Annotated in this window: 20 protein-coding genes and 1 pseudogene; 10 read left to right on the top strand and 11 right to left on the bottom strand. The window is 62.4% G+C overall.

Annotation, left to right across the window (positions count from 1 at the left end):
• Positions 1 to 44: 44 nt before the first annotated feature.
• The 4 genes and pseudogenes from EEB13_RS31795 to EEB13_RS11515 form a co-directional block, all read left to right on the top strand.
• Positions 45 to 446: pseudogene (locus EEB13_RS31795) on the top strand (TIGR03668 family PPOX class F420-dependent oxidoreductase); the annotation flags it as partial.
• A complete protein-coding gene (locus EEB13_RS11505) occupies positions 447 to 1,163 on the top strand; it encodes a cyclase family protein (protein ID WP_045066818.1) in 717 nt (238 codons plus the stop codon). It abuts the pseudogene before it with no gap.
• A gap of 143 nt (positions 1,164 to 1,306) precedes the next feature.
• Entirely contained in the window at positions 1,307 to 2,437 is a 1,131-nt protein-coding gene (locus EEB13_RS11510; protein ID WP_187328532.1) for an ABC transporter permease, read from the top strand.
• The gene (locus EEB13_RS11515) at positions 2,434 to 3,117 is read left to right on the top strand and encodes an ABC transporter ATP-binding protein (protein WP_141485287.1); all 684 of its coding nucleotides are present in this window, start codon (positions 2,434 to 2,436) and stop codon (positions 3,115 to 3,117) included. The genes EEB13_RS11510 and EEB13_RS11515 overlap by 4 nt, the downstream gene beginning before the upstream one ends.
• On the opposite strand, the gene EEB13_RS11520 is transcribed toward EEB13_RS11515, so the two are convergent.
• From EEB13_RS11520 to EEB13_RS11530, 3 genes are read right to left on the bottom strand one after another with little or no spacing between them, the layout of a single operon-like run.
• Entirely contained in the window at positions 3,041 to 3,973 is a 933-nt protein-coding gene (locus tag EEB13_RS11520) for a metal ABC transporter permease (RefSeq protein WP_218833738.1), read from the bottom strand. The two genes, EEB13_RS11515 and EEB13_RS11520, sit on opposite strands and share 77 nt — an antisense overlap.
• Positions 3,974 to 3,976: 3 nt before the next feature.
• On the bottom strand, positions 3,977 to 4,708 hold the full coding sequence (locus EEB13_RS11525; protein ID WP_033235265.1) for a metal ABC transporter ATP-binding protein: 732 nt from the start codon (positions 4,706 to 4,708) through the stop codon (positions 3,977 to 3,979).
• Complete coding sequence (locus EEB13_RS11530) at positions 4,705 to 5,628, bottom strand: metal ABC transporter substrate-binding protein (protein WP_141485288.1); 924 nt, start codon at positions 5,626 to 5,628, stop codon at positions 4,705 to 4,707. The genes EEB13_RS11525 and EEB13_RS11530 overlap by 4 nt, the downstream gene beginning before the upstream one ends.
• A gap of 77 nt (positions 5,629 to 5,705) precedes the next feature.
• On the opposite strand from EEB13_RS11530, the gene EEB13_RS11535 reads away from it, so the two are divergent.
• The 6 genes from EEB13_RS11535 to EEB13_RS11555 all read left to right on the top strand — a co-directional run bounded on the left by EEB13_RS11535 (position 5,706) and on the right by EEB13_RS11555 (position 9,567).
• Positions 5,706 to 6,380, top strand: a complete 675-nt coding sequence (locus EEB13_RS11535; protein ID WP_141485289.1) for an SDR family oxidoreductase — start codon at positions 5,706 to 5,708, stop codon at positions 6,378 to 6,380.
• Positions 6,381 to 6,496: 116 nt separating this feature from the next.
• Positions 6,497 to 6,646 (top strand): hypothetical protein, encoded by a 150-nt coding sequence (locus EEB13_RS31490; protein WP_155276689.1) that lies wholly within the window; start codon positions 6,497 to 6,499, stop codon positions 6,644 to 6,646.
• Positions 6,643 to 7,542 (top strand): TIGR04222 domain-containing membrane protein, encoded by a 900-nt coding sequence (locus EEB13_RS11540; protein WP_141485290.1) that lies wholly within the window; start codon positions 6,643 to 6,645, stop codon positions 7,540 to 7,542. The genes EEB13_RS31490 and EEB13_RS11540 overlap by 4 nt, the downstream gene beginning before the upstream one ends.
• Positions 7,539 to 8,414 (top strand): TIGR04222 domain-containing membrane protein, encoded by an 876-nt coding sequence (locus tag EEB13_RS11545; RefSeq protein WP_141485291.1) that lies wholly within the window; start codon positions 7,539 to 7,541, stop codon positions 8,412 to 8,414. The genes EEB13_RS11540 and EEB13_RS11545 overlap by 4 nt, the downstream gene beginning before the upstream one ends.
• Positions 8,411 to 9,235: a DUF692 domain-containing protein gene (locus EEB13_RS11550; RefSeq protein WP_141485292.1), complete on the top strand. Its 825-nt coding sequence runs from the start codon at positions 8,411 to 8,413 to the stop codon at positions 9,233 to 9,235. The genes EEB13_RS11545 and EEB13_RS11550 overlap by 4 nt, the downstream gene beginning before the upstream one ends.
• Positions 9,232 to 9,567, top strand: a complete 336-nt coding sequence (locus EEB13_RS11555) for a hypothetical protein (RefSeq protein ID WP_095887527.1) — start codon at positions 9,232 to 9,234, stop codon at positions 9,565 to 9,567. Before EEB13_RS11550 ends, EEB13_RS11555 begins: the two co-directional genes overlap by 4 nt.
• Here EEB13_RS11555 and EEB13_RS11560 read toward each other — a convergent pair.
• The 8 genes from EEB13_RS11560 to leuS form a co-directional block, all read right to left on the bottom strand.
• Positions 9,556 to 10,350 (bottom strand): family 1 encapsulin nanocompartment shell protein, encoded by a 795-nt coding sequence (locus EEB13_RS11560; RefSeq protein ID WP_033235271.1) that lies wholly within the window; start codon positions 10,348 to 10,350, stop codon positions 9,556 to 9,558. The two genes, EEB13_RS11555 and EEB13_RS11560, sit on opposite strands and share 12 nt — an antisense overlap.
• Complete coding sequence (locus EEB13_RS11565) at positions 10,347 to 11,414, bottom strand: Dyp-type peroxidase (RefSeq protein ID WP_095888072.1); 1,068 nt, start codon at positions 11,412 to 11,414, stop codon at positions 10,347 to 10,349. The genes EEB13_RS11560 and EEB13_RS11565 overlap by 4 nt, the downstream gene beginning before the upstream one ends.
• Positions 11,415 to 11,470: 56 nt before the next feature.
• Entirely contained in the window at positions 11,471 to 12,427 is a 957-nt protein-coding gene (locus EEB13_RS11570) for an SMP-30/gluconolactonase/LRE family protein (protein ID WP_141485293.1), read from the bottom strand.
• A gap of 33 nt (positions 12,428 to 12,460) precedes the next feature.
• Positions 12,461 to 13,417, bottom strand: coding sequence for an alpha/beta fold hydrolase (locus EEB13_RS11575; RefSeq protein WP_141485294.1), 957 nt, complete (start codon positions 13,415 to 13,417; stop codon positions 12,461 to 12,463).
• Between the two features lies 1 nt (position 13,418).
• On the bottom strand, positions 13,419 to 13,793 hold the full coding sequence (locus EEB13_RS11580; RefSeq protein ID WP_141485295.1) for a nuclear transport factor 2 family protein: 375 nt from the start codon (positions 13,791 to 13,793) through the stop codon (positions 13,419 to 13,421).
• Positions 13,794 to 13,858: 65 nt separating this feature from the next.
• Entirely contained in the window at positions 13,859 to 14,539 is a 681-nt protein-coding gene (locus tag EEB13_RS11585) for a hypothetical protein (RefSeq protein ID WP_141485296.1), read from the bottom strand.
• A 63-nt stretch (positions 14,540 to 14,602) separates the two neighbouring features.
• Positions 14,603 to 16,108: an MFS transporter gene (locus EEB13_RS11590; protein WP_045066027.1), complete on the bottom strand. Its 1,506-nt coding sequence runs from the start codon at positions 16,106 to 16,108 to the stop codon at positions 14,603 to 14,605.
• Positions 16,109 to 16,373: 265 nt separating this feature from the next.
• Complete coding sequence (gene leuS, locus EEB13_RS11595; RefSeq protein ID WP_141485297.1) at positions 16,374 to 19,220, bottom strand: leucine--tRNA ligase; 2,847 nt, start codon at positions 19,218 to 19,220, stop codon at positions 16,374 to 16,376.
• Between the last annotated feature and the right edge of the window lie 31 nt (positions 19,221 to 19,251).

Genomic DNA, 19,251 nt, shown 5'->3' on the forward strand with positions numbered 1-19,251 from the left:
CAGCAGCGGCTCGCGGCAACCCCTGATCCACTTACGCTGTGGATATGGACGATCCGAAAGCACGATTCTCCACAGCACGAGTAGCACGACTGGCGACCGCCGATACCAACAGTGTTCCCCACATCGTGCCGCTCGTGTTTGTTGTTGTCGGCAACACCGTCTACTCGTGTGTCGACCACAAACCGAAAACCACAACCGCACTTCGCCGGCTGAAGAACATAGCCGCGACGGGCCACGTCAGCCTGCTGGTCGATCGCTACGACGACGACTGGTCGCAGCTGTGGTGGGTACGGGCGGACGGTGATGCCGAAATTCTGGAGCCGGGAACCGACGAGGCGGAGAGCGCGATCGACGCCCTGGCTTCGAAATATCCTCAATACGTTGACACCCGCCCGAACGGGCAGGTGATCGCGGTACGCAATGTCCGCTGGTCTTCGTGGGAATCGCTGCAAAGCAACAGCTTTGGAACACCGCATCGCATCGTCTCGCTCTCACATGTCAACGACCCTGCATCCACGCCGATCTTTCCCGGCGACCCGGAGTTCGCCCTCGAGACGGCCACCACCGTCGAAGCTGACGGCTATTACCTGCAGTACGTCAAGCAGGGTGAACACACCGGAACCCATTGGGGCGCACCGGCACATTTTGAACTCGGCGGCCTGACCGCGGATCAACTGGATCCTGCCGACCTGTACTTACCCGCAGTGAAAATCGACATCCGGGAGAAGTCTGCCCGGAATTCCGACTACATTCTCAGGGTCGACGATCTGGTCGACTGGGAATCGAGGCACGGGCGGATACCGGACGGCGCTGCGGTGATCTTGTGGACCGGCTGGGAATCCCGTTGGGGCACAGATCTGTACGCGAACATCGACGCCTCCGGTATTCATCAGCCGGGCTTTGGCGTCGACGCAGTTCGGTGGCTCCTCGATTCCGGACGGTTGGGCCGACGAGGCGCCCTGGGTACCGACACCTTCGGACCCGACGCCGGGAGCGACGACAGCTACGCCGTATCCACCCTGCTGTACGGCGCCCATCGCATCAGTCTGGAGAATCTTGCCAACCTGAGTGCCCTCCCCACCACGGGTGCGCATGTGCTTGTGGGAGGCACTGTCAATCGTGGCGGTTCCGGGTCGCCGGCGACGGTGTATGCGCTGATCTGACGTAGATAACGACACTTACCGACACCCTGTCGACATGTTCCCGACAGGGCGTCGGTATGATTACGACACAGTGTCGTAATAGCTACAGCGTCGTAATTGTCGTACAACCGTCGGCCAGGTCGCCGACACACTTCGGAGGCGTCATGTTTCTGGCCGTGCGCGAACTCGTGTTCGCGCGAACTCGATTTTTGCTGATGGGCGCCGTGATCGCCCTCATCTCGATCCTGATGGTGATCATGGCCGGACTGTCTTCCGGCCTCGTCAACGACGGCGTATCGGGCCTGCAACGCACACCGGCACAAGCCTTTGCTTTTGCCGAAGGCACCAAATCCGATTCCGCATTCAGCCGTTCGGTGGTCACCGAAGAGCAGGCCCAAGCCTGGCGTGAGCGTCCCGACGTAGCCAATGCAGCCCTGTTCGGAAACATGATCGTGAATGCAAAAACCCAGAACGGCACCCCCGTCGACCTCACACTTTTCGGGATCGAGCCTGGCTCGTTCCTCGAACCTGCGGCCGCAGAAGGTACCGCGCTGAGCGGCGAGAACACCGTCATCGTCAGCAACACCGCCCGCGACGAGGGTGTGAATCTCGGCGATACAGTCACCGTCGACCGCCTCGGAACGGATCTAACAGTTGTCGGATTCACCAGTGACCAAAGAACTTTCGGCCACGTCGACGTTGCGTATGTTCCGCTGAACACCTGGCAACAGATCCATGCCGGCACCAAGGCCGGTGAGGCACCGCGCGCCGACGCCTACAACGAGGGCAGTGTTATCGCCATCCAAGGCGTCGACGGTGCACTTCCCGATCTGAGTGCCGGCGACGCTGCTGCCGGAACCGCATCGAAGACGTTGACTGAATCTTTCGAATCCTCACCGGGTTACAGCGCCGAGATGATGACGATGACGATGATCAAGGCCTTCCTGTACGCAATATCAGCCTTGGTGGTCGGTGCGTTCTTCACCATCTGGACGGTGCAGCGCAGCCGCGAAATCGCAGTCATGCGCGCCATGGGAGCGTCCACCGGATTTCTGCTGCGCGACGGTCTGATGCAGGCTGTGATCGTCCTCGTTGCATCCGTATTGACCGGTGTGGCCGTAGGTTTGGGTCTCGGTAGCCTACTCACCGGATCCGGGATGCCGTTTGCTCTCGAGGCGGGCCCCGTCGTCAGCGGTGCAGCACTGCTCACCGTCCTCGGTCTTGCCGGAGCCGTTGTTGCCATCGCCCGCATCTCGTCTGTGGACCCCCTTGCCGCGCTAGGAGAAAACCGATGACCGTTACAACTGCCACGCTCGGATTGAATCTTGCTGCGGCGCAGCTCTGTTTCGGCGACGGCGACAACAACGTCACCGCACTCGACAATGTCGACCTGAGTGTGTTGCCCGGCGAGATCGTAGCCGTCGTCGGCCCGTCCGGTGCCGGAAAATCCAGTCTGCTTGCCGTTGCCGGTGGACTGACAACCCCGACGGGCGGCACCGTGACCGTGAACGGCACCACCATTACCGGCCTGTCCAAGAAGAAACTGGCCGAGTTTCGCCGCGACAACATCGGATTCGTGTTCCAGTCCGGCAATCTCATTCCGGCGTTGAGCGCGACCGATCAGTTGCGTCTGGTCGAGAAGATCACCGGCCGAAAGGGATCGAAAACACCGGCAGAATTGCTCGAGGCCGTCGGGATGACCCACCGCGCCAGCAGACGACCGGGTCAGCTGTCCGGTGGTGAGCGTCAACGAGTGGGCATTGCGCGCGCTCTGATCAGCGATCCTTCCGTACTGCTGGTGGACGAGCCCACCGCAGCGCTCGACCGGCAACGCAGCCACGACATCGTCGAACTACTTGCCCGCGAAACTCACTCGAGCGGCGTCGCCACCGTCATGGTCACCCACGATCACGAAGTGCTTCGTCACTGCGATCGAGTTCTGGAGATGATTGACGGGCGCCTGCAGGCGCACTGAGCGATCGTCTGCGCCGCTGCACAATCCACTTGGCCAGAACCCCGTGACTGGGGCTGAACAGATAGACCAGAGTGAAGACGATCCCTTGCGTCATCACCACCATGCCGCCGGACGCAGTGTCGAGGTAGTAACTGATGTAGATGCCGGTGATCGCGCATGCTGCCGATATGGCGGGCGCGATCATCAACATCCGCGAAAACCTGTCGGTCAGAAGGTAAGCCGTTGCACCGGGAATGATCAGCATGGCAACCACCAGCACGACCCCGACGGCCTGCAGCGCGACCACGGCGGTGAGCGCGAGAACTCCCAACAGCAACGCACTAAGCCGCTTGGGGGAGAGCCCGATTGCGTTGGCGTGGACGGGATCGAAGGCAAACAGCGTGAGATCGCGGCGCTTGACCAGTAGTACGCCAAGGGCCACAGCACCGAGCACTGCCACCTGCAGAAGATCCGACGAACTCACGCCGAGCAAGTTACCGAAGATGATGTGATTGAGGTCGGTCTGGCTCGGCGTGACCGAGATCAACACCAACCCGAAGGCAAAGAGTGTGGTGAAGACGATCCCGATCGCGGCGTCCTCCTTGACGCGACTCGTGTTGCGTATCAATCCGATCAACGCGACGGCGATCAGCCCGAAGATCAGAGCGCCGATGGCAAACGGTGCTCCGACGACGTAAGCCAGCACCACTCCCGGCAGGACGGCGTGGGACACGGCATCACCCATGAGCGACCACCCGATGAGCACCAACCAGCAGCTGAGCACGCCGCACACCACCGCGGCGACCACGGCAACAGCCAAGGCGCGCACCATGAATCCGTATTCGAGCGGATCGAGAAGTAGTTCCACGATGTTCATCGATCAGGTCCTGTCCATCACGTCGAGGCCGAAGGCGAGGGCAAGGTTCTCCGGCCGAAGCACGGTATCGGGGTCGGAATGGACCAGTACCTTCCGCATGAGAAGTACCGCTTCGTCACACAGTTTCGGAACCGCGTGGAGGTCATGCGTCGAGACCAGAATCGACCGTCCGTCGGCCGCCAGTTCCCGAAGAAGTGTGGAAATAGTTGCCTCGGAACGCTTGTCGACGCCCGCAAAAGGCTCGTCGAGCAACAGGATCGACGCGTCCTGCGCAATACCGCGCGCAACAAACGCGCGCTTCTTCTGACCACCGGACAGCTGCCCGATCTGGCGGTCCGCGAATTCTGTCAGTTGCACTCGCTCCAGAGCATGGGCAACAGCATCTCGATCAGCGCGTCGTGGACGCCGGGTGAACCCCATGTGCCCGTACCGGCCCATCATCACCACGTCCCGAACACTGATCGGAAAACTCCAGTCGACGTCCTCGCTCTGCGGAACGTATCCGACATACCCCTTCTTTCGGGCCACCACCGCCTCGATGCCGGCGATACGCACAGACCCGCTGTCCGGCTTGATCATTCCCATGATCACCTTGAACAACGTCGACTTTCCCGAGCCGTTCATCCCGATCAGGCCACACACGCTGCCCGAGTTCAGCGTCAGGTCAACGTGCTCGAGCGCATGCACGTCGCCGTAGTGGACGCTGACGTTCTCGACGCGGATCGCTTCGCTCATGATGTGCCTCCGGTGAGTCCGCCGAGGATGACGTCGGTGTCGTGACGAATCATGTCCAGGTACGTGGGCACGGGGCCGTCTGCTTCGGACAACGAGTCGACGTACAGAGTGCCGCCGAATTTCGCTCCCGTTGCGCCGACAACCTGCTGCATCGGGGCATCCGAGACCGTCGACTCGCAGAACACCGCGGGAACTGCGTTGGCCCGGACGAAGTCGATGGCCGCAATGATCTGTTGCGGGGTGGCTTGCTGCTCGGCGTTGACGGGCCAGATGTACGCCTCACTGAGCCCGGCATCTCGGGTGAGGTAGGAGAACGCGCCCTCACAGCTCACCAGCGCGCGTTGACCGGCAGGCAGCGTTGCCAGTCCGCTGACCAGCCGATCCTGCACCGATTGGAGTTCCGCCTTGTACTTCGCCCCGTTCTCGGCAAATGCTGCTGCATTATCCGGATCAAGATCGCTGAACGCGGCCACCATGTTGTCGACGTAGATCTGTGTGTTCAACGGCGACATCCACGCATGCGGATTGGGCTTGCCCTCATAGGCGTCACCAGCGATGGGAATGCCCTCGACGCCCTCACTCACCACGACGTGCGGCACGTCGAGGCCGTCTACGAACTTGGCGAACCACGCTTCGAGATTCATGCCGTTGTCGAGGATCAAATCGGCCTCGTTGGCACGACGAATGTCACCGGGAGTCGGTTCGTATCCGTGGATCTCGGCTCCGGCCTTGGTGATCGACTCGACGCGAAGATTGTCGCCCGCGACGTTCTGCGCGATGTCCGAGAGGACGGTGAACGTCGTCAGTACTACCGGGCGGTCATCGTCGGCAGAGTTCACCGCAGAGCATCCAGCGAGGAACACTGCCGCCAGAGCAACAATCCCCAGGCGGCGGTAGTTTTTCGCGTCGCGAGTCGTCATAGTAAAACTCTAATGTCAGGGCTATCAAATACACAAGTTCGGGTAGCCGAACAATCATGGGTCGTTAAGCTCAGCCCATGCGTCCTACTGCCTTGATCACCGGTTCCAGCCGCGGCCTCGGAGCTGCGATAGCGCGCGAACTCGCACCGACCCACGACCTGGTGCTCGGCGCCCGTTCTGCGGCTTCCCTCGAGGCGATCACCGCCGAACTGCCCGGTTCCACATCGTGGCCCGTCGACCTCACCGATTACGACGCCGTCGCCGCATCCGTTCCCGTCAACAAGCTGAATGTCCTGGTCCACAATGCCGGTATCGCGGATCTCGGGACCATCGAGGAATCCTCGGTCGATCAGTGGCGGCGCACATTCGAGGCCAATGTCATCGCCGTAGCCGAACTGACTCGCGTACTCCTTCCCGCTCTCCGTGCCGCCGGCGGTCACGTCGTGCTGATCAACTCCGGCGCCGGACTGCGCGCCAATGCCGGCTGGGGATCGTACGCAGCCAGCAAGTTTGCACTCCGGGCGTTCGGCGACGCATTGCGGCTCGAGGAACCGTCGTTGCGCGTGACGTCCATCCACCCGGGCAGAATCGACACCGATATGCAGCGCGAGATTGTTGCCGGGGAGGGCGGAAACTACGAACCGAGCAGCTTCCTGAAGGCCTCCACTGTGGCACGTGCGGTGCGCACTGCCGTCGAAACTCCCGCCGACGCTCATCCGACGGAGGTAGTTCTCCGACCTACCGGCCGGTAAAACTCCTGTTCGACGGTAACAGAATGGTGACGATCGACCCCTGGATATCGCTTTCTCGCAACGCGCCCCGATACTGACATCAGTTGTAGGACAAGGACGTTGAAAGGTGGAGCGCAATGAATAATCATACGGACAAGTGGGAATTTTCCACTGAACCTTGCCGCGCGCGATACGTCGCCGCCACCCACGGCGCGTTGGCGATCGCCCGCCCCCTGACGCCTGCTGAAATGGGCATCCTGACCGACAGCGGGGGGTGGGGAGGATGAGCACCTACACAGCCGACACCTGGGGAATTCCCAGCCAGACCTTCCTGCAGTGGTACCTCGTAGCCGCTGCAGTCGCTGTTGGACTGTCTCTCTACAGCCGAACGGCAGCACGCCGGTCACCAACAGTTGTCGACGCGGTTCGACGGCCACTGACGCCCCCCGAAGTCGGTGCCCTGACGAGCGACTACCAGGCCATCCTCGCCTCGATGGCAATACTGCGCAGCGCCGATCTCATCACCACCGCCGGGAAAGCCGCACGAGTCCTGACCAAGGAGGACAAGGGCCGCCTGGACTGGTTCACCCGCACTCTCCACAAGCGGCTCGGCAGCGGCACAGTACCGCTACGTCAAGTGCGCCTGCTCGGGCGGATGAATGTCGCGCTAGCCCAACTCCGTACTGGACTGATCGACGGGGGCTACCTTCAGCGCCCGCAGCAGGGCGTCGACGCACTCTTGCGGACCACCCCTCTGGTCGCAGTCATCGGCCTCGGTGTGGTTCGGTTGATCTTCGGCGTGGCCGGCGGTAAGCCCGTCGGATTCCTGCTTCTGACGATCATCGTGTTGGCAGCGTTGATTCCGTTGCTACGCATCAATCGTCGACGCACTGCGTTGGGTGAAAGCGAACTGCGTCGACTCAAGCATGAGAACTCGTACCTCTCACCCAAACTGCGGCCGTCGTTCACCAGCTACGGGCCATCTCTCGCCGGGTTGTCGGCAGCCCTGTTCGGTTCCGGCGCACTGGTTCTGGTTGATCCAGCTTTGGCAGGAGCTGTGGCTGCCGGCGCGGCGTACAGCCCCGGCGGTGGAGGCTCGAGTTCCCACAGTTGCGGCTCGTTCTCGGGTTCGGATGGTGGCGGTAGCAGCAGCAGTTGTGGAGGCGGGGGGTGCGGAGGATGAACGCCTACGCCGCCGACACCTGGGGAATTCCCAGCCGAGAATTCCTGTACGGCTACATCATTGTCGCTATTACGCTGGTCATTCTGACCGTCTTGTGGCGCTTGACGCTTCGAGCACGCCAGGTCCCCGTCGACTTCATCGATCAGCTCACCCCACCCGAAGTCGGCATGCTCACGGGTGAGGCCCGCGCTATCGCAGCATCGTTGGCAATCCTGCGCGGCGCCGATCTGATCACGATCGACGGCGCGATTCTACGGCCGCTGGGACCAGGTGACGCGACACTCGATTGGTACACCCGCACGGTCTACGACAAGTTGGCTGAGCACGCCTCACCCCACCGTCGACGCCAACTCGCCGAGCGAATGACCGTGGAATCGGCTCAGCTGCGGAACTCACTGGTGGACAAGGGATATCTGACGGCACCTAGTACGCGGCGGTCGATCTGGTTCGCCACTCTTCCCCTGAAAATCCTGGTGGCAGTCGGAGTCGTGAGAATCGTGTTCGGGGTGGTGGGCGACAAGCCTTTCGAGTTCCTGCTTCTCGCTGTGATCGCCACAGGCTTCATGATCCCCGTCCTCGGATTGACGTTCGATCGCACAGCATCAGGCAACGCGGCGCGGTCTGCGTTGACGAAGTCTCACGACTACCTCGCTCCACGCAACAACCCCGCGTTCTCCGCCTACGGACCACGATTGGCCGGCATGTCCGCGGCTCTCTTCGCCGGATCGGCGTTCCTGATGATCAATCCGGCGCTGGCGTCCGCAGCGGGAATCGGCGCCGACGGAGGGAGCAGTGGAGGCGGCGACGGCAGCGGAAGTAGTTGTGGCGGTGGCGGTGGCGGATGTGGTGGTGGCGGAGGGTGCGGGGGATGACTCTCCAGGGCCTGGGAATCGGATGGCGCCCCGAGATCTCAGGGATCATCGCTCAGCTGGACGGCCTCGCGTTCTGTGAGGTGATTGCGGAATCCCTCGGCAGTTCACTGCCGGCCGAACTGGAACGGCTAACCGTTCCGGTTATCCCACACGGCATTTCCCTGTCGCTGGGTGGCGCGGACTCGCTCGATCCTCGGCGCGTCGAGCACCTGGCCCAGGTAGCCGGGCTGCGCGGCGTGCCGATGGTCAGTGAGCACATCGCGTTTGTCCGCGCCGGCGGCATCGAAGCGAGGCACCTGTTGCCGGTTCCCCGGACCTACGAGGCTCTGGATGTCCTGACGCGCAACATCACCCACGTCCAGGAGAGTCTTCCCGTACCCCTCGCGGTGGAGAACATCGCGGCTCTCTTCGACTGGCCGGACGACGAACTCACCGAGGGTGAGTTTCTGTCGGAACTGATCGAACGCACCGAGGTTCGGTTGGTACTCGACATCGCGAATGTCTACGCGAATGCGCTCAACCGTGGCCTGGATGCATGGACCGAATTGTGCCGACTACCCCTGGAACACATTGCGTATTGCCATATCGCCGGTGGCAGCGTGCACGACGGCAAGTACCACGACACCCACACCGATCCCGTTCCCCGGCAGGTCGTGGAACTGCTCGAGCAATTCACCGCGGCAGGGCACCATCCCGCGATCATGCTCGAGCGGGACGGTAATTACCCACCAGCGCACGAACTTCTGGGCGAACTCGATGCCATAGCCGATGCTGCAGGACTGCGTCGTATCACCGCGAATACCGAGTGGTCACGCACATGAGCAGCCTCGGAGCACGTCAAGAGGCCCTGATACGGGCGTTGGTCGCGGGCGGTGAATTACCGCCGGGATTCAATGCAGCGGACACCACTGTCGCGTCGGTGGCCCTGATTCGCAAGCGCGCCGGAGAAGTGGCGCACCACCTTCCGATGGTGCGCCACACCCTTGGCGATCGATATCTCGAGTTGTTCACGGCCTGGGCCGTCGGGCGACCGAAGACGTCGTCACATGCCGACGCCCAAGCGTTTGTCGCCCACCTGCAGGACAGCGGCGAACTGCCGCGCCGGCCCTGGTATCGACGGTTACCAGTTCAGTATCGACGGTTACGTCAGTGAGACAACGGCTTCACTGGTGTACATGAGGAATGTCATCGACTCCTGGAAGTACAGTTCCACCGATTCGGCATCATGCGACAGATAACCGATCGACAGATCCTGCCCGATGTGCAACTCGTAATCGCCACCGCGCGTGGACATCAGGAACGCACCGTCGATAGCCGGAGCCCAGATGATGTCGCCGTCGAGCACCCGCCTGATGTGCTCGCGAATCGGGTAGCCGTGGTCGGAGGTTTCATTGATCTGAGTGAACGCATCTGCGTTGAGCAGCAACGAATACGGGCCGTTGACACCGGCCAGACGCAACGCCGTGAGAGCCTGGCTGATGGCCTCGGGGTAATCCTTGGCGTCGGCAGGCAGCTTCAGTTCAGGGTTGGAACCACTCGCGCGCACACCCGTGATATTTGCCGCCGGGTATCCCTCGAACACGGCACGATCCTCGGCAAAGGCGATCTTCTGAGCCGCGTCCTTGACCGGCTGCCAATCGGAATCCTTTGCGCCGCGCTCGACGTCGTCGATTGCCTGGCGGCTGACGGTGAACGGCACCCTCAGTTCGATGATCGGCTGCGACTGACGAGCATGTGCGATCACCCCGTCCGCGAGTGAACTGATCGGAACCTGATGCCCCAACGCAACACAGGCAAGATCGTCGCCCGACGGACCCTCGACGTCGACAACCCGGCGGCCGGCAACGTGACGCTTGAAGGTGCGGCTGGCCTCTTCTTCGATCTCGGCCCACGCTGCTGCCGAAATGGGTGCTAGGTCGCGGTGCAGGTTTGTCATTGCTGGGCACTCCTTTTGAGACTGCCGATTCCGAGAGAACCGTCAGAGATGGGCTTTGTGAACGTCGCTTCGGGGACGAGCCTGGCCGGCACGTCCGGGGGATCATCGAGAAAATCCGCCGTCGGAACGAAGAAATTGATACCGGTGACGGCGGTCGAGAAATCGAGAATGCGGTCGTAGTTGCCGACGGGATTCCCGATGAACATGTTGCGGAGCATCTGCTCGGTGACCGTCGGCGATGCCGAGTAACCGATGAAGTAGGTGCCCATCTCCGCCGAGCCGACATGGCCGAACGGCATGTTGTCACGCAGAATCTGGATCTGCTCGCCAGATTCGTCCTCGATGACGGTGAGTGCGGTGTGAGCGTTGGAAGGCTTGGTGTCGTCGTCCATCTCGAGGTCTTCGAGCTTGGAGCGTCCGATGACGTTCTCCTGCTCTTCGACGGGCAGAGCGTTCCACTCCGACATGTCGTGGAGATACTTCTGGACGATGACGTAGCTGCTGCCCGCGAACTCCGGATCCTCGTCGCCGACTGTGACCGCGACATATGCCGCTTGTCCGGACGGGTTCTCGGTGCCGTCCACGAACCCCATCAGATCGCGCTGCTCGAAATACTTGAATCCGTGCACCTCGTCGACCACGGAAGCCGCCCCGGCCAACCTCGTCGTCACAACCGAAGCGAACTCGAAGCACAGATCCATCTGACGGGCCCGGATGTGGAACAGCAGGTCACCCGGCGTGCGGGGAGCGTGGTGTTTGTCACCGGTCAGCTCGACAAACGGATGCAGTTCCGCAGGTCGCGGGCCCTCGAACAATCGGTCCCAGGCATCCGAACCGATGCCGACCACGGTGGCCAAGCCACCTGCGGGAACCCGGAATCCGATGGATCGCTGCAGCCCCGAGATATCAGCCAGAACGTCGTGAACTGCCTGCTCACCACCCTCGTCGATGGTGAAAACCAGGAAGATCGCAGCCTCCGTGAGCGGCGTCAGCAGTGGCTGGGGTACCGCGGGCAGGCTTGTCCCAGCTCTCTCGGCCTCGTCGATCGCACTCGTTTCCGCCATGCAGACCAGTATGGCCGATTTGGACACTCCCGGCAGCAGTAGTCGAGAAGTCCGCCTTACGGTGTCGCCGCCTGAGCACCCGCGTCGAATCCCGCCGGAATCTCGAAAATCCGGCCGTCGAAGCCGGCCCGGTAGAGGTGTCCGGCCGCAAATCCGGAATTGCCGCGCCCGTAGGTCAACACGCTCGATGCCTGAAGTCCACTGGTGAGCGCGCAGTACTGACCGGGGCCGTCGATACGCCACACCTCACCGCTGATGTCCGTGGGGACGATCGCACGGTCTTGCGAATCCAACGTCAAACCATCTGGGGCTGAGAATATTTCGAGACCACTGAGATCAACCAGCGACTCCGAATAGCCCGGATTGTCGACGGAGATGCGGCTGACTCCCGGATTGGCAAACGTGCGCGATACGTAAAGCCAGCGATTGTCGGCACTCAATGCGGCGCCGTTAGCACTCGGGAGGCTCGCCCACGCCGGGTCTACGGCGCCGTTGGGGCTGACTTTTCCGATCAGCGAACCAAAATCGTTGGTGGCATAGATCGTTCCGTCATGTGCCACGGCAAGGCCGTTTGCAGCGCTCAGACCACCGGCGATCGGCGTCACGACACCCGAGTTCACGTCCACCCGCGCGACCGACGCAGCCCGCGTCAGATCGCCGATCAGCACGCCGGCGTTGGCTCCGGTTCCCACCAGCAGTGAACCGTCCGGGCTCCACGCGAGTGCGCCCGCACCGCCGGGAACCGTCGCGATCGGGACTGCTGCCGCACCCGGCGTGTCGATCCGAAAGATTCGCCCACTCACCAGGTCTGTCGCGTACAGGCGACCATGCCCGTCCACGGTGACACCCTCGAGGGCCGCGCCCGGAATCTGGGCGCTGAGGATTGCGGGGGACGATCCAGGGCAGGGCGGAGCGGCGGCGGCACCGGACGCACCCAGAGCCAGAAGCGAACCGGCAACAAGAGCACCGGTGATACCCACTCGAATACCGCGATCGAAGATCCTGGTGCGCATCTGCGCAACGCTAGACCTTCGGCCCGATTTCGCCTAGAGAGACCGAAGGAAAGAGATCAAAAGTTCATTGACCTCGGCAGCACGTTCTTGTTGTACGAAGTGCCCCGCGCCGCCGAGAAGGTGCACACCTCGCAAGTCGGGGACGGTGTCCTTCATGCGGTCCAATGCCTTGGGGCCGCTCATCGCGATGACCGGATCCTCGGCGCCCGCGACGAAGAGCGTCGGGACGTTGATGTGAGCGCCGTCCAAATCCGCACTGCGTTCCCAATTGGCGTCGTAGGCTCGGTACCAGCTCAAGCCACCGGTGAATCCTGTTGCAGTAAAAGTCTTTACGTAGACATCGAAGTCCTCTTCCGTGAGCCACGACCACGGCAACGCGGGCGCCTCGGGGAGTACGTCCAGGTAGCCGTTTCCCTCGGAGGGGTGATCCCACACATCGAGGTATCGATAGGCACCGGACAAAGCGTGGAAGAGTCGCTGCAGGAATTCACGCGGCTGGGCGTCGAGTTCCCGCTCCGCCACACCTGGTTCTTGGAAGTAGTGGATGTGCAGAAAGTGCTTGCGCGCCATGGCGGCGTAGATTGTGGACGGCCTGGCCGGAAAGCGGTCCGGCGCATAGGGAACCGCCAAGGAGACCAGCCCCGCAACACGATCCGGGTAGCGCAGAGCGGTGGTCCACGCAGCCGGTGCGCCAAAATCGTGACCGACAAAGACGGCTTTGTCGATTCCGAGAGCGTCGAGAAGCGCGATCATCCGGGCGGCGACCGCGTCGTTGGTGTATTCGTCGATCGCATCGGGGCGTGTAGTGCCGCCGTAACCGGGCATGTCGAGCGCGATCGCCCGAAAACCCGCGTCTGCCAAGGCCGTCGACTGATGTCGATAGCTGTAGCCGAGGCCAGGGAAGCCGTGACACAGAACCACAGCTGTCCCTGAACCGGAATCGTCCATCTGCCAACGGAATCCGTCGACATCAATCGTCTTCACCGTCATGTCAGGCGCTGATCATGTCTTCCTGGTTCCAGAATGCGCGCATCGACAGGATCTTTCCGTCGTCGTCGAAGGTCATGACGTCGATGGGCGCGATGGTCAGCGTCTGCTCACCGAGCTTGGTGATCAGCGAGAAGTGGAAGGCCGCTTCGTTTCCGGCAATGCGGAGGGTGTGCAGGTGAGCTTCCTGGTCGAAGTTCTCGATCACGGAGTAGAACTCGAGAATGGACTCGCGGGTGGCGCGCACGTCGGAACCAACCGGGTCTTCGACCGTTGCACCCTCGGCGTACAGGGCCACAACCTGGGCGGCAGTGCCCGTGGCGACTGTCTCGATGTAGGCGTCGACGGTCTTGCGGATTACCTCTGCGGACGGTGCCATGGTCTACCCCTCGTAGTTAGAACAGGTTCTAATTCTGAGGATAACCTACGTCTCTGATCCACGGGTCAGGTTTCGAGCACCTTGCGCAGGCGAGCCTTCTTCCGGTTCTCCCGCACGATCCAGACGACATCGGTGTCGTCCGACGCCTCCAGGGAGACGAATGCCGGCAGGGCGTTCTCCGGATCCGCCGCGACCGCGACGCTCCAGCAGTATCCGAGCGCCTGCCGGAGAGTACGTGTGTCGGCGTCACGACGGGAATCAGCTGGTTGCGAGACGATCCACTCGGTAGCGTCTCGGCACACCCGGACGGCCAGCACAGCGTTGGTCTTGTCCTTCAGCAGCCGCGGCTCGCAGATCCCGGCAGCCGCTGCGCGCAGCGTCAATGGATGGGTGGAGCGTGCCCACTGCTCGATGATCGCCCGGAACAATTCCGGATCCGTGTCGCCTATCGCCTGAACAGCCATCGCGGCAGCTTCACGTGCACGCCACGACGCACTGGTGGTCGCCTCCGTCAGACTGCCCAGAACAGCCTTGTCGCGCGAACGAACAAGGATGAATCCGAACCCGACGATCCCACAGCAGCGGATGTATTCGTCTTCGGACTCCACCGCCTGCAGGATGTCGTCTCTGTCGGCGCCGCGCGCGAACTCGAGCATGAGCGCGAGGTTCGCGCGCGGGCCGGGCAATCCTGAACGCTCCTGCAGATAACTCCACAGTTCATCGCCGTCCAGATCCGCGAACGTCATGGGAGTCCTTTCGTCGGTACACCCAATCCTGTCAGCCCGGATCTACACGCGCAGCATTTCCGATCAGTGAGCAGGGAGGAGGGACGTCTCCTGCGCCGCGCCGTCTTCTGCGCCGATCTGGACGATGTTTCGCGGCAGGAACACAGCTGCGATCGCGCCGAGAACTGCTGCAGCAGCGCCGATCAGGAACGCGATACGCATGCCCTCGTCGGTGTAGAACACAGCGCCCTCCATCGCCATCGCGATGTGCGAGTTCAAGACCGTGAAGGCGATGACGGGAAGCACTGCGGGGAAGATGCTCTGGAAGACCGCGACCATGCTCGCCGTGGTCGCCTGCAACTGCGGCGGCACTGCTTCGATGAGCAGGTTCGGAATCGACGCGTAGCCCATACCCATACCGACGCCGAAGATTCCGGCAAAGATGATGAGCAGCGGCTTGTTGTCGTGGATGGTCGCTGTCAAGGTGAACCCGACCGCCATGAGGGTCATGCCGATGATCATCAGCAGACGAGGTCGGATGTTGCGGCCAACGAGGAAGCCGACGATCAAGCCACCGACCACCACCATGCCGCCAAGGGGCGCCTGGAAGATCGCGAATCCTTCTGCTGTGACGCCGAATCCGTATCCCAACCCGAGGACTGCTGGGGTCATCACCATCATCGGTAGCAGAATCGTGAATACGCCCGAAGCGCCGTAGCAGAACCCTGCGCCGACGGCAGTGAGCATCACCGAACGCTTACCGAAGTAGCGCAGGTCGATCAGCGGCTCACGGATGGCGCGAGCAGAGGCCACCCACGCGATCAGTAGCGCGACGCCGCCGATCAGATAAGCCAGCGTCGAACCACTCTTCCAGCCCCAGGTCGGACCGAAGCTGACGCCGATCAGAATTCCTGCGATACCCGATCCGAGGAGCGCCGCACCGATCAGATCGACCGACGAGCGTAGTCGCACAGCAGATTCCGCCGTCGAAGCGAAGATCATGCCGCCAAGGATGATCAACCCGACGAAGAAGAACCAGAAGATGCTCCGGAAACCGTGGTTGTCGATCAACCAACCCGTGAGGAACGGCGCCGGAATAGCGATCAGACCCATACCGGAAGTTGCGATACTGACTGCCAGCGCAACAGTTTTCGGCGGAAACACATCTCGAATGAGGGAGTAGCTCAAGAACAAGCATGGAACGAGCAGACCCGTCAGCGCCCGGCCCAGAATCAGGACGGCATAGCTCGGCGCGATCGCCGAGATGAAGGATCCGACTGCTGCACCCGCAACCGCAAGGAGCAGGATTTTTCGCTTGCCGTACATGTCTGCCAGCTTGCCGAGCAGTGGCGACGCAACCGCACCCAGCAGCAGGAACGACGTCAGCAGCCAGGCTCCCTGCGTCGTTTGATAGTGCACCGAAATTGCGGGCAACGCCGTGGAAATCATCATGTAGCTCACTGCGAGCATTTCCAGGAGTAGAACGATTGACGCCAGCGAGAACACCAGTCGCGGAGTCCACCGCTCCGGTATCGATGTCGGTTCGGACAGACTGGGAGACGAACCGGAGCTGTGGACATCAGACGCCATGGCTGGAGATCCTTTCGGGAAATCTGCGAATTCGATTGACCCCCTGTCGAATACAGCCAACCGGGGGCCTTGCTGGGAAGTGCGGTGAACGACAGCTACCGATCTCGGTAACGTGTTACCTGCATCACAGCCCTCGCGTCGAACGCGCGCTACGCCATGTTCCGCGGAGCGGGACAATCAGGACAACGACTGAACGGCCCCCAGATACGACTGTGCGCCCTTCTGGTAGCCGGAACTACCAAAAGGGCGCACGGGGCCGAAGGCCCTAGAGGACGATGTTCACCATCTTGCCGGGCACGACGATCACCTTGCGGGGCGCATTGCCCTCGAGCAGGGCAACGATCTTCTCGTCGGCCAGGGCGATCTCCTCGACAGCCTTGCGATCGGCATCCGCCGGGACGCTGATGCGGCTACGCACCTTGCCGTTGACCTGGATCGGGTACTCGACGGTGTCCTCGACGAGCCACTTCTCCTCGACAGCCGGGAAGGGCCCGTGCGCAAGGGATTCCGTGTGACCGAGGCGTGACCACAGCTCTTCTGCCAGGTGCGGTGCCAGGGGAGCGAGCATCAGCACCAGCGGTTCGACGGCGGAGCGCGGAGCGCCGCCGGGGAAGGCCTTGGTGAGGTGGTTGTTGTACTCGATCAGCTTGGCGGCCGCAGTGTTGTCGCGCAGCGCGGTGTAATCCTCGCTGACACCGGCGATTGCCTTGTTGAGTGCACGAAGCGTCTCTTCACCCGGGGCCTCGTCGGTGACGCGGGGCTTTCCGGTCTCCTCGTCGATGACAACGCGCCACACGCGCTGCAGGAAGCGTGCAGCACCGACGACGTCCTTGGTCGCCCAGGGACGCGAGGTGTCCAGCGGACCCATCGACATCTCGTACACACGGAGCGTGTCCGCACCGAATTCGGCGCAAATCTCGTCCGGCGCAACGGCATTCTTCAGGCTCTTGCCCATCTTGCCGTACTCACGGTTGACCTCGGCGCCGTCGTAGAAGTACTTGCCGTCCTTCTCGACGACCTCTTCGGCGGGCACGTAGACGCCACGGGCATCGGTGTACGCGAAGGCCTGGATGTAGCCCTGGTTGTACAGGCGACGGTACGGCTCGCTCGAGGACACATAGCCCAGGTCGAAGAGCACCTTGTGCCAGAACCGCGAGTACAGCAGGTGCAGCACCGCGTGCTCGACGCCGCCGACGTAGAGGTCGACTCCACCGGGATCGTTGGGGCCGTGCAGCTCCGGACGCGGGCCCGTCCAGTAGGCCTCGTTCTGCGGATCGCAGAATGTGTCCTGGTTGGTGGGGTCGATGTAGCGCAGCTGGTACCACGAGCTACCGGCCCACTGCGGCATGACGTTGGTGTCGCGGTGGTAGGTCTGCAGGCCGTCGCCGAGGTCGAGTTCGACGTTGACCCAGTCGGTTGCCTTGTTCAGCGGGGGAGAGGGCTCTGAGTTGGCGTCGTCCGGATCGAAGGACACGGGTGCGTAGTCCTCGACCTCCGGAAGAACCACCGGCAGAGCCGAATCCGGTAGAGCATGCGCGTTTCCGGCAGCGTCGTACACGATCGGGAAAGGCTCGCCCCAGTAACGCTGACGCGCGAAGAGCCAGTCGCGCAGCTTGTACTGGATGGTGCCCTTGCCGTGACCGGACTCCTCGAGCTTGCTGATGACGGTGGCCTTGGCCTCAGCCACGTCCAGACCGTCGAGGTAGTCGGAATTCACCAGAGCGCCGTCACCGGAGTACGCGGACTCCGAAACATCGCCGCCGGCAATAACTTCGAGAATGTCGAGACCGAAAGCGTTGGCGAACTCCCAGTCACGGTGATCGTGTCCCGGAACAGCCATGATCGCGCCGGTGCCGTAGCCGGTCAGAACGTAATCGGCGATGAAGACCGGAACCTTGTGGCCGTTGACGGGGTTGATCGCGTAGGAACCGAGGAAGACGCCGGTCTTCTCCTTGTTTTCCTGACGCTCCAGGTCCGTCTTGGCAGCGATCGACTTACGGTATGCCGCAACAGCTTCCGCAGGAGTGGTGGCGCCACCGGTCCAGCGTGCGTCGACGCCTTCCGGCCATTCGTCGGCAACAAGCTTGTCGACCAGATCGTGCTCGGGAGCCAACGTCACGTACGTGGCACCGAACAACGTGTCGGGGCGCGTCGTGAATACGTCGATGCCGTATTCACCTGCCGCAAAGGTAACTTCGGCGCCGTACGAGCGGCCGATCCAGTTGCGCTGCATGGCCTTGACCTTGTCCGGCCAATCCAGGTACTCGAGATCGTCGACCAGACGGTCGGAGTACGCGGTGATGCGCATCATCCACTGCTGGAGGTGCTTACGGAAGACGGGGAAGTTGCCGCGGTCGCTACGACCGTCGGCAGTGACCTCTTCGTTGGCCAGAACGGTACCCAGACCGGGGCACCAGTTCACCATCGAATCGGACTGGTAGACAAGGCGGTACGAGTCCACAACCTTGGCCTTATCGGCCACGGTCAGCGAAGCCCAGTCGCGGCCGTCGTCGACAGTGCGCTCACCGGACTCGAACTCGGCTTCCAGCTCCGAGATACGACGGGCCTTGCCGGCCGCCTTGTCGTACCACGCGCCGTGGATCTGCAGGAAGATCCACTGCGTCCAGTGATAGAAGTCGACATCCGTCGTCGCCAGGCTACGACGCTCGTCATGGCCCAGGCCAAGGCGTCGGAGCTGACGCTTCATGTTGGCGATATTCGCCTCGGTGGTCGTGCGCGGGTGGGTACCCGTCTGCACGGCGTACTGCTCGGCCGGCAGACCGAAGGCGTCGTAGCCGAGGGTGTGCAGGACGTTGCGGCCGTGCATGCGATGGAAGCGCGCAAAGACGTCGGTGGCGATGTAGCCGAGCGGGTGGCCGACGTGCAGACCCGAACCCGAGGGGTACGGGAACATGTCCTGAACGAACAGCTTGTCGGCGGGCACGCCGTCGGGGGAGGAGAGCGGACCGACCGGATTGGGCGCGTTGAACGTGCCCTCCTCGCTCCAGCGGTCCTGCCAGCGCTGCTCGATCTGGCCGGCAAGCTCCGCGGTGTAGCGGTGCTGCGGGGTGGCGTCGACTGGTGAATCGGGGGACTGCGGAGACTCGGTCACTGTGGTCGCTATCTACTTGGCTGCCGTTGAA

It is taken from the genome of Rhodococcus sp. WS3 (genome assembly GCF_003797085.1).
In the GTDB taxonomy this organism is placed as follows: Bacteria; Actinomycetota; Actinomycetes; order Mycobacteriales; family Mycobacteriaceae; genus Rhodococcus_F; species Rhodococcus_F globerula.

Coding starts and splice junctions, on each gene's coding strand:
- EEB13_RS11510 (WP_187328532.1), top strand. CDS start 1,307: ATGTTTCTGGCCGTGCGCGAACTCGTGTTCGCGCGAACTCGATTTTTG.
- EEB13_RS11515 (WP_141485287.1), top strand. CDS start 2,434: ATGACCGTTACAACTGCCACGCTCGGATTGAATCTTGCTGCGGCGCAG.
- EEB13_RS11520 (WP_218833738.1), bottom strand. CDS start 3,973: ATGAACATCGTGGAACTACTTCTCGATCCGCTCGAATACGGATTCATG.
- EEB13_RS11525 (WP_033235265.1), bottom strand. CDS start 4,708: ATGAGCGAAGCGATCCGCGTCGAGAACGTCAGCGTCCACTACGGCGAC.
- EEB13_RS11530 (WP_141485288.1), bottom strand. CDS start 5,628: ATGACGACTCGCGACGCGAAAAACTACCGCCGCCTGGGGATTGTTGCT.
- EEB13_RS11535 (WP_141485289.1), top strand. CDS start 5,706: ATGCGTCCTACTGCCTTGATCACCGGTTCCAGCCGCGGCCTCGGAGCT.
- EEB13_RS31490 (WP_155276689.1), top strand. CDS start 6,497: ATGAATAATCATACGGACAAGTGGGAATTTTCCACTGAACCTTGCCGC.
- EEB13_RS11540 (WP_141485290.1), top strand. CDS start 6,643: ATGAGCACCTACACAGCCGACACCTGGGGAATTCCCAGCCAGACCTTC.
- EEB13_RS11545 (WP_141485291.1), top strand. CDS start 7,539: ATGAACGCCTACGCCGCCGACACCTGGGGAATTCCCAGCCGAGAATTC.
- EEB13_RS11550 (WP_141485292.1), top strand. CDS start 8,411: ATGACTCTCCAGGGCCTGGGAATCGGATGGCGCCCCGAGATCTCAGGG.
- EEB13_RS11555 (WP_095887527.1), top strand. CDS start 9,232: ATGAGCAGCCTCGGAGCACGTCAAGAGGCCCTGATACGGGCGTTGGTC.
- EEB13_RS11560 (WP_033235271.1), bottom strand. CDS start 10,350: ATGACAAACCTGCACCGCGACCTAGCACCCATTTCGGCAGCAGCGTGG.
- EEB13_RS11565 (WP_095888072.1), bottom strand. CDS start 11,414: ATGGCGGAAACGAGTGCGATCGACGAGGCCGAGAGAGCTGGGACAAGC.
- EEB13_RS11570 (WP_141485293.1), bottom strand. CDS start 12,427: ATGCGCACCAGGATCTTCGATCGCGGTATTCGAGTGGGTATCACCGGT.
- EEB13_RS11575 (WP_141485294.1), bottom strand. CDS start 13,417: ATGACGGTGAAGACGATTGATGTCGACGGATTCCGTTGGCAGATGGAC.
- EEB13_RS11580 (WP_141485295.1), bottom strand. CDS start 13,793: ATGGCACCGTCCGCAGAGGTAATCCGCAAGACCGTCGACGCCTACATC.
- EEB13_RS11585 (WP_141485296.1), bottom strand. CDS start 14,539: ATGACGTTCGCGGATCTGGACGGCGATGAACTGTGGAGTTATCTGCAG.
- EEB13_RS11590 (WP_045066027.1), bottom strand. CDS start 16,108: ATGGCGTCTGATGTCCACAGCTCCGGTTCGTCTCCCAGTCTGTCCGAA.